The 16,852-nt window shown below is 67.0% G+C and carries 19 protein-coding genes; 12 read left to right on the forward strand and 7 right to left on the reverse strand.

The genetic code is table 11. The features are described 5' to 3' along the window. Positions 1 to 58: 58 nt before the first annotated feature. On the forward strand, positions 59 to 457 hold the full coding sequence (locus tag AC3ISA_RS02525; RefSeq protein WP_489179202.1) for an endonuclease domain-containing protein: 399 nt from the start codon (positions 59 to 61) through the stop codon (positions 455 to 457). A 145-nt stretch (positions 458 to 602) separates the two neighbouring features. Here the strand turns inward: AC3ISA_RS02525 and AC3ISA_RS02530 are convergent, their stop codons facing one another. After that, on the reverse strand, positions 603 to 1,415 hold the full coding sequence (locus AC3ISA_RS02530; RefSeq protein WP_489179203.1) for a hypothetical protein: 813 nt from the start codon (positions 1,413 to 1,415) through the stop codon (positions 603 to 605). Between the two features lie 185 nt (positions 1,416 to 1,600). Between AC3ISA_RS02530 and AC3ISA_RS02535 the strand changes: the two genes are divergently transcribed. After that, complete coding sequence (locus tag AC3ISA_RS02535) at positions 1,601 to 2,164, forward strand: hypothetical protein (protein ID WP_489179204.1); 564 nt, start codon at positions 1,601 to 1,603, stop codon at positions 2,162 to 2,164. A gap of 294 nt (positions 2,165 to 2,458) precedes the next feature. Further along, positions 2,459 to 3,943, forward strand: a complete 1,485-nt coding sequence (locus AC3ISA_RS02540) for a DEAD/DEAH box helicase (protein ID WP_489180068.1) — start codon at positions 2,459 to 2,461, stop codon at positions 3,941 to 3,943. A gap of 222 nt (positions 3,944 to 4,165) precedes the next feature. On the opposite strand, the gene AC3ISA_RS02545 is transcribed toward AC3ISA_RS02540, so the two are convergent. Continuing rightward, positions 4,166 to 5,512, reverse strand: coding sequence for an OmpP1/FadL family transporter (locus tag AC3ISA_RS02545; RefSeq protein WP_489179205.1), 1,347 nt, complete (start codon positions 5,510 to 5,512; stop codon positions 4,166 to 4,168). Between the two features lie 162 nt (positions 5,513 to 5,674). Then, on the reverse strand, positions 5,675 to 6,442 hold the full coding sequence (locus AC3ISA_RS02550; protein WP_489179206.1) for a competence/damage-inducible protein A: 768 nt from the start codon (positions 6,440 to 6,442) through the stop codon (positions 5,675 to 5,677). Positions 6,443 to 6,541: 99 nt separating this feature from the next. Between AC3ISA_RS02550 and map the strand changes: the two genes are divergently transcribed. The 7 genes from map to AC3ISA_RS02585 all read left to right on the forward strand — a co-directional run bounded on the left by map (position 6,542) and on the right by AC3ISA_RS02585 (position 10,964). Next, positions 6,542 to 7,360, forward strand: a complete 819-nt coding sequence (map, locus tag AC3ISA_RS02555; RefSeq protein WP_372693036.1) for a type I methionyl aminopeptidase — start codon at positions 6,542 to 6,544, stop codon at positions 7,358 to 7,360. Positions 7,361 to 7,627: 267 nt separating this feature from the next. Continuing rightward, the gene (radC, locus tag AC3ISA_RS02560) at positions 7,628 to 8,353 is read left to right on the forward strand and encodes a RadC family protein (protein WP_489179207.1); all 726 of its coding nucleotides are present in this window, start codon (positions 7,628 to 7,630) and stop codon (positions 8,351 to 8,353) included. Then, entirely contained in the window at positions 8,350 to 8,874 is a 525-nt protein-coding gene (locus AC3ISA_RS02565; RefSeq protein WP_489179208.1) for a GNAT family N-acetyltransferase, read from the forward strand. The genes radC and AC3ISA_RS02565 overlap by 4 nt, the downstream gene beginning before the upstream one ends. Positions 8,875 to 8,931: 57 nt before the next feature. Beyond that, the gene (locus AC3ISA_RS02570; protein WP_489179209.1) at positions 8,932 to 9,174 is read left to right on the forward strand and encodes a BolA/IbaG family iron-sulfur metabolism protein; all 243 of its coding nucleotides are present in this window, start codon (positions 8,932 to 8,934) and stop codon (positions 9,172 to 9,174) included. Positions 9,175 to 9,178: 4 nt separating this feature from the next. Continuing rightward, complete coding sequence (locus tag AC3ISA_RS02575; RefSeq protein WP_489179210.1) at positions 9,179 to 10,078, forward strand: aldo-keto reductase family protein; 900 nt, start codon at positions 9,179 to 9,181, stop codon at positions 10,076 to 10,078. 92 nt (positions 10,079 to 10,170) lie between these two features. Next, positions 10,171 to 10,524, forward strand: coding sequence for a Grx4 family monothiol glutaredoxin (gene grxD, locus AC3ISA_RS02580; protein ID WP_489179211.1), 354 nt, complete (start codon positions 10,171 to 10,173; stop codon positions 10,522 to 10,524). Beyond that, entirely contained in the window at positions 10,524 to 10,964 is a 441-nt protein-coding gene (locus AC3ISA_RS02585) for an acyl-CoA thioesterase (RefSeq protein WP_489179212.1), read from the forward strand. Before grxD ends, AC3ISA_RS02585 begins: the two co-directional genes overlap by 1 nt. On the opposite strand, the gene AC3ISA_RS02590 is transcribed toward AC3ISA_RS02585, so the two are convergent. After that, positions 10,948 to 11,328, reverse strand: coding sequence for a hypothetical protein (locus AC3ISA_RS02590; RefSeq protein WP_489179213.1), 381 nt, complete (start codon positions 11,326 to 11,328; stop codon positions 10,948 to 10,950). The two genes, AC3ISA_RS02585 and AC3ISA_RS02590, sit on opposite strands and share 17 nt — an antisense overlap. Before the next feature lie 276 nt (positions 11,329 to 11,604). Here AC3ISA_RS02590 and AC3ISA_RS02595 point away from each other — a divergent pair, with 276 nt between their 5' ends. Next, complete coding sequence (locus AC3ISA_RS02595) at positions 11,605 to 12,711, forward strand: NADH:flavin oxidoreductase/NADH oxidase (protein ID WP_489179214.1); 1,107 nt, start codon at positions 11,605 to 11,607, stop codon at positions 12,709 to 12,711. Between the two features lie 7 nt (positions 12,712 to 12,718). On the opposite strand, the gene AC3ISA_RS02600 is transcribed toward AC3ISA_RS02595, so the two are convergent. From AC3ISA_RS02600 to rpsD, 3 genes are all read right to left on the reverse strand, one after another. After that, positions 12,719 to 15,079, reverse strand: coding sequence for a bifunctional diguanylate cyclase/phosphodiesterase (locus AC3ISA_RS02600; RefSeq protein WP_489179215.1), 2,361 nt, complete (start codon positions 15,077 to 15,079; stop codon positions 12,719 to 12,721). A gap of 99 nt (positions 15,080 to 15,178) precedes the next feature. After that, positions 15,179 to 15,559, reverse strand: coding sequence for a hypothetical protein (locus AC3ISA_RS02605; RefSeq protein ID WP_489179216.1), 381 nt, complete (start codon positions 15,557 to 15,559; stop codon positions 15,179 to 15,181). 194 nt (positions 15,560 to 15,753) lie between these two features. Then, positions 15,754 to 16,371, reverse strand: a complete 618-nt coding sequence (gene rpsD, locus AC3ISA_RS02610) for a 30S ribosomal protein S4 (protein ID WP_428154164.1) — start codon at positions 16,369 to 16,371, stop codon at positions 15,754 to 15,756. Positions 16,372 to 16,621: 250 nt separating this feature from the next. Here rpsD and AC3ISA_RS02615 point away from each other — a divergent pair, with 250 nt between their 5' ends. Further along, positions 16,622 to 16,843, forward strand: coding sequence for a hypothetical protein (locus AC3ISA_RS02615; RefSeq protein ID WP_159849368.1), 222 nt, complete (start codon positions 16,622 to 16,624; stop codon positions 16,841 to 16,843). Positions 16,844 to 16,852: the final 9 nt, after the last annotated feature.

Below are 16,852 nucleotides of genomic sequence, written 5' to 3' on the forward strand. Positions count from 1 at the left end.
TGAACCGACCCCTCATCCGCCCCTTCGGGGCACCTTCTCCCGCAAGGGGAGAAGGAATGTGGCGGGTGGGATTGAAATCTGGGCGGAGGCGCGAAACAACTTCAGCATGGATGGCTGGCTGCAATCCCGCGCCAATGCGATGCGTCGCGAACCCGTGCTGTATGAGCGGCGGCTGTGGGCGATCTTGCGGGATCGGGGGCTGGCGGGGCTGAAGTTTCGGCGGCAGGTGGTGATGGGGCGGTATATCGCCGACTTCGTCTGTCTGAGGCATCGGCTGATCGTCGAGGCGGACGGGCCGCATCATGAGGGTCGGGTCGAGGACGCCGAGCGGGACGCGTGGTTTCGCGAGCAGGGGTTTCGGGTGCTGCGGTTTCCCAATCAGATGATCGAGAACCGTAGGAACGAGGTGCTGGCGGCGATTGTGGCGGCGACGCGGGAAGGGTTGATTGGGGATTAAAATCCCTTCTCCCCTTGCGGGAGAAGGTGGCCCGAAGGGACGGATGAGGGGTCGGTTTGACTTAAGCCGCTGAGGCCGGCGCAACCCCTCATCCGACCTCGCTCCGCTCGCCCACCTTCTCCCGCAAGGGGAGAAGGATCAGATGTTAGAGATCATCCAGCGTCTTGTCCCATTCCTCCATCGTCACGATCCCGCGCCAGGTGCCCAGATAGAGGTCGATCCCCTTGGAGATGCGGCGGTCCTGTTCGCGTTCGATGACGGGGTCGAGGCCGGCTTCGCGGAGTTGGTCTTCCAGGGCGGCGATGCGGCGGTCCAGCTGGACGCGGCGGGCCAGTTGGGCCTCGCTCCATTCATCGTTGGCGCGGTTCAGCTTCTCCTTGGCCTTCCAGTATTGGCCTCTCAGTTCCCAGTCGCTCTTGTCGCTGGTGTTCATGGCGAAGCGGCGCTCGGCCTCCCCGAAGTTGGTCAGGATATCGAAGACCAGTTGCAGGGGCGCGGTCTTGAGCGTCAGGCGGGCGCCGCGCGACGAGGCGCTGCGGTCGGCCAGTTTGCGATAGGTCTCGGCTAAAGCCGCCAGGGCGCGAGCCTGGGTGAAGTCCTTGGCGTGGAGAGCGCGGCCCGAGGCCTGGGCCGCCGCCTCGGCCAGGGCGGCGGGGTCATTGGGGTCGGATTCGGGGGCGTCGAGGTCTGGGGCATCCTCGAACGGGCCGAAGTCGTCGGTTGAGGCGGGCGCCGGGGCGTCGGGCCTGAGCGGCGCCGCCTTTGCGGGCTTGGCCGGCGACCGGCGCGGGGCGTGGAGGTAGCGGGACCAACCCTCCTTCGTCGCGCGGGCGCGCAGGGCGGGCACGGTGACGTCGTAGCGGGCGGCGACCTGACGGGCGTCGTCGCCGGCGAGGTAGTCCTTGCGGATCTGGCTCCAGATCTCGGGGGACACGATCTTGTATCTGCGTTTTTCCATGCCGCCAGTATGGGGCGGGCGCGACCTCAGGCCGGAAGACGGCCGATTTTCGATGTCAAACCGCTGAATTCATACAGATCGACATGTAAAGTTTGACGCGCCAGCCCGCGTAATGACGCTGCTGTCCCCCTACCCTCTCCCCGCCTGCGACCGATGCTGACGCAGGGATGGGTCACAAGGGGCGAATGAGCCAGGGCATACATCGCAAGATCCGGCCGGACGCCGTCTGGGCCGAGGTGCGCAAGGCGTGGGAGGACGGCGAGACGGCGCGGTCCGTCGCCGCGCGCTATGACGTCGGGGTGCATGCCCTGTGGAAGCGGCGCGAGGCGGAGGGGTGGAAACGGCCCGAGCCGACGCAGGGGCCGATCGAGCCGGCGGAAGGCTGGGACCGTTACATCCAGGCGCGGCGCGATGCGTTCACCGCGCAGTTGGAGGACGCGCGGGCGCTGGCGGAATGTCTGGCGGCGGCGATGGCGGACGAGCGGCTGACGAGTGCGCCGCACTGGCATATTCCGTGGCTGTATCACTGGCGGGCGACGCATCTGGGACCGGAGGCGACGGCGCGGGACCGGGCGCGGGCGATCGAGACGGGCCAGCCGTGGGCCGAGCGGTTCTGGGACGACGACGGGGCGCTGAAGCCGCTGGCGTGGCTGGATCTGGAGATGGCGCGGCTGCATCCCGAGGACTGGCGCGCGGCCATCGGCCTGCCCGACGGACTGCCCGAGGCGGCGACGCGATACGCGCCCTGATGGGCGCCGCAGTTGACTTATCGGCGATAAGCGCCCATTTGCGCGGCGTCGCACAATCGCGATCTCCGGCGTCTCCAGCGCGTGTGGGTCTGATCCAGACCTGTCTGTAGAAGCCGCCGGCCCCTCATATCCATTCGCTGCCCGGACACGCGGGGCGGCGCCCGATCCACCCCGCAGGCCTCCTCCCCGAGGCCCCGTCGGGACTGGCGGTGCGCGGCCCGACGGCGTCATGCCATGGCCGAAGCGCGTCGCCGCTACGCGAAAGACATAGCTGTGAGCATCACCTTCGAATCCATGGGCCTGAACAAGGCCCTGCTGCAGGCCCTGGCCTCGACCGGCTACACCAAGCCGACGCCGATCCAGGAAAAGGCCATCCCCGACGTCATGGCCGGCAAGGACCTGCTGGGCATCGCCCAGACGGGCACCGGCAAGACCGCCGCCTTCGCCCTGCCGATCCTGCATCGCCTGGCCGAGAACCGCATTGCGCCCAAGCCCCGCACGACGCGCGTGCTGGTCCTGAGCCCCACGCGTGAACTGGCCACCCAGATCGGCGACAGCTTCAAGGCCTATGGCGCGCACCTGGGCTTCCGGGTCGCGGTCATCTTCGGCGGCGTGAAATACGGCGGTCAGGAGCGGGCCCTGCAACAGGGTCTGGACATCCTGGTCGCCGCGCCCGGCCGCCTGCTGGACCATATCCAGCAGAAGAACCTGGACCTGTCCTCGACCGAGATCTTCGTGCTGGACGAGGCCGACCAGATGCTGGACCTGGGCTTCATCAAGCCGATCCGCCAGATCGTCTCCAAGATCCCGGCCAAGCGCCAGAACCTGTTCTTCTCGGCGACCATGCCCAGCGAGATCGGCAAGCTGGCGGGCGAACTGCTGAAGGATCCGGTCAAGGTCCAGGTCACGCCGCAGTCGACCACGGTGCAGCGCATCAGCCAGTCGGTGGTCTATATCGAACAGGGTCGCAAGCGCGCCCTGCTGACCGAGATGTTCAGCGATCCGGAATATACGCGCTGCCTGGTCTTCACCAAGACCAAGCACGGCGCCGACAAGGTCGCGGCCTATCTGGAAGCCGGCGGCGTCGAGGCCGGCGCCATCCACGGCAACAAGTCCCAGCCTCAGCGTGAACGCACCCTGGCCGCCTTCAAGGCCGGCAAGCTGCGCGTGCTGGTCGCCACCGACATCGCCGCGCGCGGCATCGACGTGGACGGCGTCTCGCACGTCGTGAACTTCGAACTGCCGCACGTGCCGGAAAGCTACGTCCACCGCATCGGCCGCACCGCGCGGGCGGGCAAGGACGGCACGGCCGTCAGCTTCGTCGCCGGCGACGAGATGAAGCTGCTGAAGGACATCGAAAAGGTCACGCGCCAGAAGATCCCGGCCATCGACCGCAGGAACGACAAGGCCCTGGGCCAGCTGGACGCCACCATCATGGCCACCGGCGTCGGCAAGAAGGCGACCATGCCGGAACGCGAAGGCGGCGACCGGGGCGAAGGCGGCCGCGGCGAAGGTCGCGGCGGTCGTGGACGCAGCCGCGTCCCGCATCGCGACGGCGTGCGCCCGGAAGGCGGCGGCCAGCCGCATCGCCAGCGTCGCGCCCGTCCGGGCGAGACCCCGGCGGCCCCGCGTCCCGAACGCGCCTACAACCCGCTGGGCGGCGAGCGCGTGCCGTCGATCAACGACAACGTCAAGCCGGCAGAAGGCGAGATGAAGCGCCGTCCCCGTCGCCGCCCGTCCAACGGCGGCAAGGGCTATGTCGGCGGCGCCAAAGGCTGATCCAGATCCTCCCCCGTGAAGCGTAGCGAAACGGGGGAGGGGGACCGCGAAGCGGTGGAGGGGGCGAACGTCGCACGGCGCGAAACGTCGGAAATCGAGCCCGTTTCCGCCCCCTCCACCCCGCTTCGCGCGGTCCCCCTCCCCCGCTGCGCGGTGGAGGAATAAAAAAAACGGCGGCTCCTGCGAAGGAGCCGCCGTTCTCATGTCAGGCGTGTGCGGACCTTAGAAGGCCCAGGTCGCGCCCATCGAGAAGCCGACGCCGTAGCCGGTGGCTTCGCCACGCAGGTTCGAGACGACCAGGCCGTTGCCATAGACGTCGCGCGTGTCGTTGATCGCGGCGGTGTCGATGTCGATGTAGGTCACAGCGCCGTCCAGGGTCATCGCGCCGACCGTCTTGGACAGGCCGGCGGCGTAGAGCCAGCGGTCGCCGTCCGGGATGCGTGCGGTGCGGTTAGCATCCGGGGTCGGGGTCGGGTCGTAGCCCAGGCCCGCGCGGAAAGTCATGGACGGATCGATCTTGTAGTCGAAGCCGATCGCGCCGGTGGTCACGTCGTCATAGTCCTGGACGATGGTCGAACGGCCGGTGGCGCCAAAGCTCACGCGGATGGCGTCGAACTCGCTCCAGCCGATCTGGTTGACCTGGGCGTTCAGGGTCAGGCGGTCGTTGACGGCGTAGCGCGCCGAGACCGTGGCGTACCAGGGGGTGTTGAAGCTGGCGACCCCGTCAGCCGAGACGTTGTTGGCGGCCAGAGTGCCCGTCAGACCCGAGATGTTCACGGCGCCTTCCAGTTCGTGCTCGATCTTGGAGCGGTAGGACACACCCAGGTCCAGCTTGCCGAAGTGCATCTGGGCGCCGGCGTTCCATCCGTAATCCCAGCCGTCGCCTTCCAACTGGTTGCGACCGTCGCTGGACGGCGCGACGACATAACCCGGCGCCAGGACAGCGGCCGACACGTTCGGCAGAGCCGAAGACAGGGTCGCCTTGGCGTACTGGGCGTCGAAGCCGACGCCGACGTCCAGCCAATCCGTGACGGTCATGGCGGCGACCAAGCTGACGTTGGCCGATCGCAGCTCAGACGTCAGGGCGTCGTAGCGGGCGAAGTCGGGCTGCTCGTATTTGGTGGTGAAGTTGTACGGCGCCTGGACGGCCAGGCCGACGTTGAAGCGGTCGCCGATCGGCATGGAGACGGCGAAGTTCGGCACGATGCCGCTTTCGACGACTTCATGGACGTGCGGGTCGCCGTTGACGGGAGCGGTGCGGCTGACGACGCCGCCGGGCGTCGGCACGTTGTAGGTCAGGCTGGAGCCACGGTCATCGACGTCGGAATCCAGGATCAGGCCGTGGGCGCCGACATAGACTTCACGTTGGGTTCCGGCGATGGCGGCGGGGTTCCACCACAGGGACTGAACGCCCTTGTCGGCGCCGACGCCGGCGTTGGCGCGGCCCTGGGCGCGCGTCGATTGTTCCTGAACATAGAAGGAGCCGGCCATGGCCGGGGCGGCGACGCCGGCCAGAAGGGCGGTCGTCAGAGCAAGCCCGCCCACGCGGGCGAAGTTCCTGGAGGTCATTTCAAACACCTAAGTAAACGTCGACCGCATTAGGCGCGGTCGATCCGGGGAGGAACCCACTCAGCGTTCACGGCGTGAAAGCGTTGCGGGCAAGGCCCCCATCGGACCGGAAACAGGCGAAACCGTGGCGCCTGAGCCGCACATGATCACGGCTTTGCGAGGTTACGTTGCGGCAACATCGATGCTCAGATTACGGAGTTCGGCGATCAAATCTTGCGCCGCAGCCTCGACCTGGCCGGCGTCGCGGCCACGGATGACCAACTGGGTTCCAATCTCGCCGACGCTTCCATGGCCAAACGGATAGCTGCCGAACGACAGGTCACGGTGCAGATTTGCGGCGGCGCGCAGCACATCGGCCACAGCCCCCTCGCCCACCCCACTGACCTTCAGCGTCCGGGAATGTACGACGGCGCCTGTGCGCAGGCGCGGCGCCACATCCTCAAGCATCGCCTGCATGATCTTCGGCACGCCGGCCATGACGAAGACATTGCCGATCTTGAAGCCGGGCGCGTCGGTGACCGGATTGGCGATCAGCACCCCGCCCTCAGGGATGCGAGCCATGCGACGGCGCGGGGCGTTGAAGTCGTCGCCATAGCGGCGCGCCAGGATGGCCATCGCCTCGGGATTCTCGGGCAAGGCCACGCCGAAGGCCGCCGCGACGGCGTCAGCGGTGATGTCGTCATGGGTCGGGCCGATGCCGCCGGTGGTGAAGACATAGTTCCAGCGCGACCGCAGCGCGTCGAGCGCCTCGATGATCCGGTCGTGGTCGTCGCTGACGACCCGCGCCTCCATCAGGTCGATCCCCAGGGCGGCCAGGAAGCGGGCGATGGTGTTGGTGTTCGTGTCCTGGGTCCGGCCCGACAGGATTTCGTCGCCGATGACCAGGACGGCGGCGGTGGGCCCGGCAGCGGCGGGATTGGCGTCGGTCATGCGGGGAATCCAAACTCGGGGTTGAGGTTTCATGCTATAACGACCATCTGCGGCGAACGGATTGCGCCGTATCCTCGCCTTTTGCAGACCGATCGCCCCATGTACGAAACGCCCGAAATCGAAACCGACGTCCTGGTCCGCTCCAGCGCCATTCGCGTCCACGAAGCCGAAGACTTCGAGGGGATGCGCAAGGCCGGGCGTCTGGTCGCCGAGGCGCTGGACATGATCGCCGCCCATGTGAAGCCGGGCGTCCTGACCAGCACGATCGACGATCTGGTGCGCGAGTTCACCCTGGACAACGGCGGCCTGCCCGCCTGCCTGGGCTACAAGGGCTATGAGAAGACCGTCTGCACCTCGATCAACCACGTCGTCTGCCACGGCATTCCCGGCGACCGGGTGCTGAAGGACGGCGACATCGTCAACATCGATCACACCGTCATCGTCGACGGCTGGCACGGCGATAGCAGCCGCATGTATGCGGTCGGCGAGATCAATGCGCGCGCCAAGAAGCTGATCGACGTGACCTATCAGTCGCTGGATCTGGGCCTGGAACAGGTCAAGCCGGGCAACACCTTCGGCGACATCGGTTTCGCCATCCAGAAGTTCGTCGAGGCCCAGCGCATGAGCGTGGTGCGCGACTTCTGCGGCCACGGCATCGGCCGCGTCTTCCACGACAGCCCCAACGTCCTGCACTATGGCCGTCGCGGCGAGGGCGCCGTGCTCAAGCCCGGCATGTTCTTCACCGTCGAGCCGATGGTGAACCTGGGCAAGCCGCACGTGAAGGTGCTGTCCGACGGCTGGACCGCCGTGACGCGCGACAAGTCACTGTCCGCCCAGTGCGAGCACACCATCGGGGTGACGGAAGACGGTCTGGAAATCTTCACGGCGTCTCCGGCTGGGCTGTTCCGGCCGAACTGACTCCAGGCTTTCGTCATCCTCCGGCAAGCCGCTTGCGGCGCAGACCGGGGGACCCAGCGGCGCGCGCGAGCGCGAACCTGCCGCGGACACTTTCATTCGACATCATGCCGATGGACGCATCGCCTTCGGCGCCGCTGGGTCCCCCGGTCTTCGCTGCGCTTCGCCGGAGGATGACGAAAGAAGGTAGTGTTCACACACGTTGAGCTTGCACGCATCGTCGGATCGACCGATCCTGTGAAGGTTGCGCATCTGCGAGCCTGACGGCGTATGACCGACGAGATTTCGACCAAGCCGACCCCGCGCCACAGCGGCCATCGCGACCGGCTGCGTGAGCGGGCGGCGAAGGGGGGCCTGGGCGCCCTGCCCGACTATGAGCTGCTGGAGCTGCTGCTGTTCCGCAGCGTGCCCTACAAGGACACCAAGCCGCTGGCCAAGGATCTGTTGGCGCGGTTCGGCGGGCTGGAGGGGATCGGGGCGGCCAGCCACGAGGCGATAGAGGATCAGGTTTCCCGGTCGATGGGCTATGCGGCCGGCAAGGCGACGCGAGCGGTGGCGCTGGACCTGCAGCTGATCTTCGACGTGACGCGGCGGATCGCACGCGAGCCGACCGCGAAACGGCCGGTGATCTCGTCGTGGACGGCGCTGTTGGCCTATGTCCGCGTCGCCTTGCAGCACGAGCCGCGCGAGCAGTTTCGGGTGCTGTATCTGGACAAAAAGAACCAGCTGATCCTGGACGAGGTGCAGAACCGGGGCACGGTCGATCATGCGCCGGTGTATCCGCGCGAGGTGGTGCGGCGTGCGCTGGAGCTGTCGGCCAGCGCCCTGATCCTGGTCCACAACCATCCGTCGGGTGATCCGACACCCAGCCGCGCCGATATCGAGATCACGAAACAGGTTGTGCAGGCCGGGCGCGCCCTTAACGTGGAGGTTCACGACCATCTGGTCGTCGGCCGCGACGGGGTGGCCAGCTTCAAGCAACTGGGCCTGATGTGAACGACGCCATTCTGACGACCGAACGGCTGGTGCTTAAGCCCGTCTCGACCGACGATTTCGACGACCTGCTGACGCTATGGTCGAACGAGGACTTCACGCGTCACATCATGGGCCGGGCGCTGGGGCGCGAGGAGGTCTGGTTCCGGCTGCTGCGCGACATCGGCCATTGGGTCGCGATGGGGCACGGCAACTGGACGATCCGGCTGCGCGACGACGGGGCTTATCTGGGCAGCGTGGGGGTGTTCGACTATCGCCGCGAGCTGGAGCCGCCGTTCGATGCGCCCGAACTGGGCTGGGGCGTGGGGCCGGCGTTTCAGGGCAAGGGCCATGCGGCCGAGGCCCTGACGGCGGCGCTGGGCTGGACCGACCGGACGCTGGAGGGGCGCACCGTCTGCATGATCGCGCCCGAGAACCTGGCCTCGCTGAAGCTGGCGGCGCGGGTCGGTTATCGCCCCTATGCGACCGCGACCTATAAGGATCATACGGTTCAGCTGTTCGATCGGCCCCGCCGTTTCGCGTAGGTCGCCATTAAGGTTTATGCGTCAAAATCGCGTCGAACGAACCGCGAGTCCCTTGCCATGCCCATGTCCGTCGAAACGCTGCGCCAGCATCTGGTCGAGGCCTTTCCCGACGCCCAGATCGACATTGAGGATCTGGCGGGCGACGGCGACCACTATCGCGCCCGCATCGTGTCCGACGCCTTCGCCGGCCTGGCGCGCGTGCGACAGCACCAACTGGTCTATGCGGCGCTGAAGGGTCAGATGGGCGGCGAACTGCATGCGCTGGCGCTGGAGACCTCGGCGCCGGTCAAGGAGGCCTGACCCCATGCGCTATCGCCCCTTCGGCGTTTCAGGCTCCGCGATCTCGAACCTGACGCTCAGCTTCGGCGCCGAGGCGTTGAAGCGGGGCCGCGAGGCCGGGCTGGACCTGCTGTATTCGGCGCTGGAAAGCGGCATCAACAGCTATCGGCTGGAGAATGCCGATCCTGTGGCGGCCGAGGTGCTGGGCGAGGCGCTGTCGCACGTGGATCGCAAGCTGGTCTACGTCAGCCTGACCCTGGGGGCCGGCGACGGGCGCGAGGGCGAACGGGACTTTTCCGCCCAGGGCATGACTGCGGCCATCGACCGGGCGCTGCACTTCTCGGGGCTGGGCTGGATCGACGTGGCGGTGCTGCACGAGCCGGGCGAGGCCGAACTGGCCCAGTCGTCGCTGAGCGCGCTGAAGGCCATGCGGGCGACCGGCCGGATCAAGCTGCTGGGCATCGCGGGCGGCGGCGAGGTGATGGACGCCTACGTCTCGACCGGCGCGTTCGACGCCCTGCTGACGCCGTTCGACATCAATGCCGGCTGGCAGATCCGCAACCGCATCCGTGCGGCGCGGGATCAGGACATGGCCGTCTTCGCCTATGGTTTCCACACCGACCGCCGCAGCCGCGCGCCCGAGGCGCCAGTGTTCAAGAAGGGGCTGTTCGGCCTGGGCGGCGGCAAACGGCCCGTCGATACGCCCAAGAAGGACGCCTTCGGCTTTCTGTATCGCACGCAGAACTGGACCGCCGAGGCGATCTGCCTGTCCTACGTCCTGACCGATCCGTCGGTGTCCAGCGTGATCGTGACCGCGACGGACACCGATCGTCTGGCCACGCTGGCGGCCGCGCCCGAGCGCGACCTGCCGCCCGGCCTGGCGGCGCAGATCGAGATGGGCCGCGTCGTCGCCAGCGCGGCCTAAGCCGACCCGAATGCGCGATGCAGAACGTCGCGCACGCCTTGACCGCGCCCTCTGCTCTCCCTAGCTGACGGGCTTCACGAAAGGCCTATCCCGTGACCGACACCATTCAAGCCGCCGATCCCGCCCACGCCTTCATCGGCGAAACCGTCGCCCAGAACGACGTCGTGCTGTTCATGAAGGGCACGCCCGACCAGCCGCGCTGTGGCTTCTCGTCCCTGGCGGTGCAGATCCTGGATCATGTCGGAGCCGCCTTCGTCGGCGTGGACGTGTTGCAGGACGAGGCCCTGCGCGAAGGCATCAAGAGCTTCACCGACTGGCCGACGATCCCGCAGCTCTATGTGAAAGGCGAATTCGTCGGCGGATCGGACATCATCCGCGAGATGTTCCAGGCTGGCGAACTTCAGGCCCTGATGGTCGAGAAGGGCGTGCCGCTCGGCGAGGCCTGATGGCGCGCAAGACCCTGAGCCCGCGCGAGGACCGCGAGGTCTTCGTCGTGCCGCTGCACGTGCTGCCCGAGCACATCGACGCCAATGGACACGTCAACAACGTCGTCTATGTCGGCTGGCTTCAGGACGCCGGCACGGCCCACTGGAACGCGCGCTTCGACGAGGCGACGCGGGCGAAGTGGTCGTGGGTCGCGACCCGGCACGAGATCGACTATCTGCGCGGCATCGAACCGGGCGCACAGGGCGTGGTCGCGCGCACCTGGGTCGGCGATCCGCAGGGGCCGCGCTTCACCCGCTATGTCCGCATCGAGGACGCCCAGGGCCGCGTCTGCGCCCAGGGCGTCACCGAATGGGTGCTGGTGGACGCTGCGACCCTGAGGCCGCAGCGCATTCCGGCCACGATGCTGAGCGTTTTCGAGACGCCTACTTCAACGGATTGAAGATCCGCGCCGGCGTACCGGGCTCCAGGCCCAGGTCGGCGTAGGTCCAGCGCAGTTCGACGCCGTTGGGGACCAGGGCCTTGCACAGGTCTTCCTTGGTGCGACGCAGGGTGATCTCGGCAGGCGAACCGTCGGACACCGACACTTCGAAGTCCGAGGACTGGGTGCAGCCGTTGGAATCGACGCGAGCGACCAGGGCGCCGTCGGCGAAGCGGGCCTCGCGAATGGCCTCGGCCGGCGGGGCGTCGTTGCGCGTGACATTGACCGAGACGTTCTCGCCCGCATCGCTGTCATAGATGACGCAGGCCGACAGCAGCGGCGCGACCAGGGCCGCGACCGCCAGACCCTTGACGAGGCCGCGCATCACTGACCCGAGGCCGGGGCGGTGATGACCCGCGTGGTCGGCTTTTCGGTCGAGACGATGATGCAGCCCGACAGCAGCGGGGCGGCGATGGCGATGGCGAGAGCGAGACGAAGCATTTGGGTTCCCCTTTGAAAGCTTGACCCTTTGTGCCGCGAGGACCGGTTCAACACACGTGAATAATCGGCAAGCTGGATGAACATTTGGAAAGGGTCGGGGTTGAATGCGTCCGCAACTGCCATAGCTACAGTCCCTCCCCTTTCCTTCGGATCGCCTTTCATGAGCCTGCTGTTCTCGCCCCGCGCCGTGGGCCCGCTGACGCTGAAGAACCGCGTCGTCATCGCGCCCATGTGCCAGTATTCGGCCATCGACGGCGTGCCCCAGCCCTGGCACGTGCAGCATCTGGGTCGGCTGACCATCTCCGGCGCAGGCCTGGTCATCGTCGAGGCGACGGGGGTCGAGGCGGCGGGCCGCATCAGCCCGGACGACACCGGCCTGTGGAACGAGGCCCAGGAAGCCGCCTTCGCCCGGATCATCGCCGACATTCGCACCTACAGCGACACGCCCATCGGCATCCAGCTGGCCCACGCCGGTCGCAAGGCCTCGACCAGCGCGCCGTGGAAGGGCGGCGGCGCCCTGAAGGCCGAAGACGGCGCCTGGGAGACGTTCAGCGCCTCGGCCGAGCCGTTCAAGGACGACTGGCATACCCCGACCGCGATGACCGAGGCCGACATGGACCGCGTCGTCGCCGCCTTCGAGGACGCCGCGCACCGGGCGGACCGGGCCGGGTTCGACCTGGTCGAACTGCACGCCGCCCACGGCTATCTGCTGACCCAGTTTCTGTCGCCCCTGTCCAACCACCGCACGGACGATTTCGGCGGCGGGTACGAGAACCGGGCGCGCTTCCCCTTGCGGGTGGCCCAGGCCCTGCGCGACGCCTGGCCCCGGACCAAGGCGCTGGGCGTGCGGTTCAACGGGTCGGACTGGGTCGAGGGCGGCATCGCCCTGGACGAGGTCACGGCCTTCGGGCAGGCCCTGCATGACATGGGCTATGACTATCTGCACCTGACGTCGGGCGGCAATGTCGCGCGCGCCGACATTCCGGGCGCCGAGCCGGGCTATCAGCTTGCGTTCGCGCAGGCCGTGAAGGCGGCGACGCCCGACGCCAACGTCATGGCCGTGGGCATGATCTTCGATCCGCAGCAGGCCGAGGACATCGTGGCCTCGGGTCAGGCCGACCTGATCGCCATCGCCCGTGCGGCGCTGGACGACCCAAACTGGGCGCATCATGCGGCCGTGGCGCTGGGCCAGGACGAGGGCCTGCCGCCACAGTACGTGGCTGCGAGCAAGGCCTACTGGCCGGGCTACGACAAGGCCAACGCTTAAGGCCTGATCAGGCGGCCTTCTCCAGCGCGGGATCGACGGCCCACAGCACCCGCGCCGCCGCCTGGACCTCGCTCTCGGCCGTCTTTTGCGGGCGGCCGAGCAGATAGCCCTGGACCTCGTTGCAGCCCTGGTCGCGCAGGAAGGTCAACTGTTCCAGCGTCTCGACGCCCTCGGCCAGGACCGGGATGTGCAGGCTCTCGCCCAGAGTCAGGACGGCGCGGATGATGGCGGCGGATTGCGGTCCGCCGTCCAGCTCGGACATGAAGGAACGGTCCAGCTTGATCTTGTCGAACGGGAAGGCGCGCAGGGTGGACAGCGACGAATAGCCGGTGCCGAAGTCGTCCATGGCGATGGAGACACCCAGCAGCTTGAGCTGGCGCAGCACATGGGTCGTGCGCTCCATATCCGTGATCATGGCCGTCTCGGTGATCTCAAGCTCCAGCCGGGCCGGCGACAGGCCCGTCTCGATCAGGACCTGATGCACCAGGCGCGGCAGATCGACGTGGCCCAGCTGGACCGGCGACAGGTTGACGGCGATCTTGTGCGGCTCGGCCCATCCGGCGGCCTCGGCGCAGGCGGTGCGCAGCACCCACTCCCCAATCGGCAGGATCAGGCCGTTCTCTTCGGCCAGGGGGATGAAGTCGGCCGGCGAAATGAAGGTCCCGTCCGGCTGGATCCAGCGCAGCAGAACCTCGTAGCCCGTGATGTCGCCGGTATCGACGGCGGCCTGAAGCTGCCAGTTCAGGCTGAACTGGCCTTGGTCCAGGGCCTCGCGCATCTGCTGGGCCATGCGACGGCGGTTGCGCACCGCCTCGTCCATCTCTTCCTCGTAGAAGCAGACATCGGTCCCCAGCGAGGCCTTCGCCCGGTACATGGCCAGGTCCGCGTCATTGATCAGGGCGGACGGGTCATGGGCGTCGTCGGGCCAGATCGCGATGCCGGTGCTGAGGCCGCAGGCGACCTCGGCATGGTCAAGAATGACGGGTTCGGTGACCGCGTCACGCAGGCGCGCCACCAGGTCCAGGGCGTCGTCGCGGTGGCGGATCGGCATGACGGCGACGAACTCGTCTCCGCCCAGGCGGGCCACGAACTCGTCATGGTTCAGGCAGGCCCGCATCCGTTCGGCGATCTGGACCAGCAACTGGTCGCCGGCGGCGTGGCCATGAACGTCGTTGACCTCCTTGAACCGATCCAGGTCCATGGCCAGCAGGGCGACCTTGGTCGGAGCGTTGAGGTCCGAGGTCTGGCGCGTCAGCCATTCCAGGAAGGACGAACGGTTGGGCAGGCCGGTCAAGCCGTCATTGCGCGCCAGATGGGCGATGCGACGTTCCTGGGCCAGGCGCATGCGCAAGTCGCGCACCGCATAGATCATGACATCGGTCACGACGGCGTGTCGGCCATCGCGCCGCACGGCGATCTCGACCGGGATTTCGGTCTCGCCCGCGCCGACCAACTTGGACTGTGTCAGGCCGCCTACCGTCAGGTCGGCGGTATTGGACAGCCAGCGCGACAGCGGCTCGCCGACCAGGGCGTCATGCGCCACTCCGGCCAGGTCGGCGAAGGCGGCGTTGGCGGCCAGGATCAGGCCGCCCTGCTCGACCACCATGCCATCCACACTGCCCTCGATCAGATGATCGAGACGCGCCTTGGCCTGGAGCCGGGACTGAATGTCCAGAGCGTGGCTGGCGACGCCGGTGCCCAGCATCATCAGGCCGACGGCGGATGCCGCGAAGGCCAGGACGATGTTGGCGCTATTGCTGGCGATGTGACCCGGCGACGGCGCGAGCGGAATGACGGTCATGGCCGCCATGCCGGTGAAGTGCAGCGCGACGATGCCCAGCACCATCAGGGCGACGGGCGCCACCTGTCCCGAACGCCGCGCGCGGTTGAACGCCAGCCCACCGAACAGGACGGCCCCGACGATGGAGGCGACGACATAGGCGGTCGACCAGTGGATGACGGCGTCGGTCGCAAAGGCCGCCATGCCGGTGTAGTGCATGGCCACCACGGTCAGGCCGAACAGCACGCCGCCGATCTCGGCCGAGAACCGCAGGGTCCGCGAGGCGACCCAGAGCGCCAGGGCGCTGCCCCCGATGGCCACGCCCAGGGAGACGCCGGTCAGAACCGGTTCGTAGCTGACGCTCGTGCCGGGCTCATAGGCGATCATCGCCACGAAATGGGTGCACCAGATCGTCGCCCCGGTCGCCACGGCGCCCATGAAGGCCCAGGCCAGGCGCGTGCCCTTTTCGGCGGCGCGCAGGCGGCGATAGAGGCGGAAGGTGATGATGGAGCCGATCAGGCAAAGACCGGCGGCGAGCCCCACCAGCCAGAGATTATGATCGTCGGTCAGGCACGTGAAAAAACGCATGAAAGCTACAGACCGTGGAGAAGACAGCCTGGCTTCATAGCAGCAGAGAATTTAATCAGACGCGCCCGAACAGGCTTAACCAATCCCTATCCGGACGGATCAGGAGCGCGGCAGCTGATAGGGGTTGTTGACGCTGATGGGCGAGCCGGGCGGCAGGCCCAGTTCCTCGAACGACCATTTCAGCTCGACGCCCTCGACCAGATCCTGACGGCACTTGTCCTCGTCGATGCGACGCAGGGTGATGACGGCGGCGCCGCCCTGCAGGCTGACGATGGGGATCAGGTCTTCCTTGGCGGTGCAGCCGTTTGAGCTGACCCAGAAGACGGCCTCGTTCTTGGTGAAGGCGGCGGCGTGGATCGGCTCCAGCGCGCCGGGCATGCCCTGGGTCGAGACGGTCGGCTCGCTGGCGGTCGCGCAGGCGGCAAGGCTCGCTGCCCCGGCGGCGATCAAACCCAAGCGTCCGATGATGGAGTCGCGCACCGACGACCTCCCCTGTCTCTCAAAGCCTGAACGGGCCGAGAATGCGCCTGTTCGCCCGTGGAGGGAACAGGGTAAAAACGAAAGGCCCCGGACGAATCCGAGGCCCTTCAAACTGAAACCTTCAAAGGGACTATCGACGGGCTCAAGCAGCCCGAAGGGCGATAGCCCCTCAAAGAGAGCTTCGTAAGCCTTGCTTACGAAGCGTAGTATTCGACGACCAGGTTCGGTTCCATCTTCACGGCGTACGGCACGTCCGACAGTTCCGGGACGCGGACGTAGCGGACCGAGAACGAGCGATCCGACAGTTCCAGGTAATCCGGCACGTCGCGTTCCGACGACGTCTGGGCTTCGATCACCAGAGCCATGCTGCGCGACTTTTCCTTCACCGTGACGACGTCGTCCGGCTTCACGCGGTAGGAGGCGATGTCGACCTTCTTGCCGTTGACCAGGACGTGGCCGTGGTTGACGAACTGACGGGCGGCCCAGACGGTCGGGACGAACTTGGCGCGGTAGACGATGGCGTCCAGACGCGATTCCAGCAGGCCGATCAGGTTTTCCGAGGTGTTGCCCTTGCGACGCGTGGCTTCGTCGTAGGTCTTGGCGAACTGCTTCTCGGTGATGTTGCCGTAGTAGCCCTTCAGCTTCTGCTTGGCCTTCAGTTGCAGACCGAAGTCCGAAACCTTGGACTTGCGACGCTGACCGTGCTGGCCGGGACCGTAAGAACGCTTGTTGACCGGCGACTTGGCGCGGCCCCACAGGTTCTCACCCATGGCGCGGTCGATCTTGTATTTGGCGCTGTGGCGCTTGGACATTCTATTCTCTTTTCAACGATACGGCCCGGCACCCCCTCGATTGGGAATGCGATCTCAACGGCGGTCCACGCATCTTCCGTCATCAATCCCGCCCCTGGCGAACCAGAGGCATGGAAGGCGGCGCTTATGGCCAGAGGGGCCGACGGAGTCAAGCCGGACGGGCCGTTAAGCACGATGGAATGGAACGATCGACCGGTTCCACCCTTCATTCGATGCAACCGAACACTGCACGAGGACAAGGAGGAGTGGAATGCAGACTGAATCCAAAAGCTTTCAGACCGGCCTGTCCGATCAGGCGGTGGAAACCCTGAAAAAACAACTGGTCGATCTGGTCGAACCCCTGACCGATCATCAACTGCTGGACCTCGCCGACGGCATCCATGAGATGCTGCGCCAGCGCCGCGCGGTCAGGCAGCACCATGCCGAACGCATGAACGAGCGCGTTCGGCAGGGCGTGGACCTGAGGGTCTGATCTCTATTT

The organism is Brevundimonas sp. KH_058 (assembly GCF_057838505.1).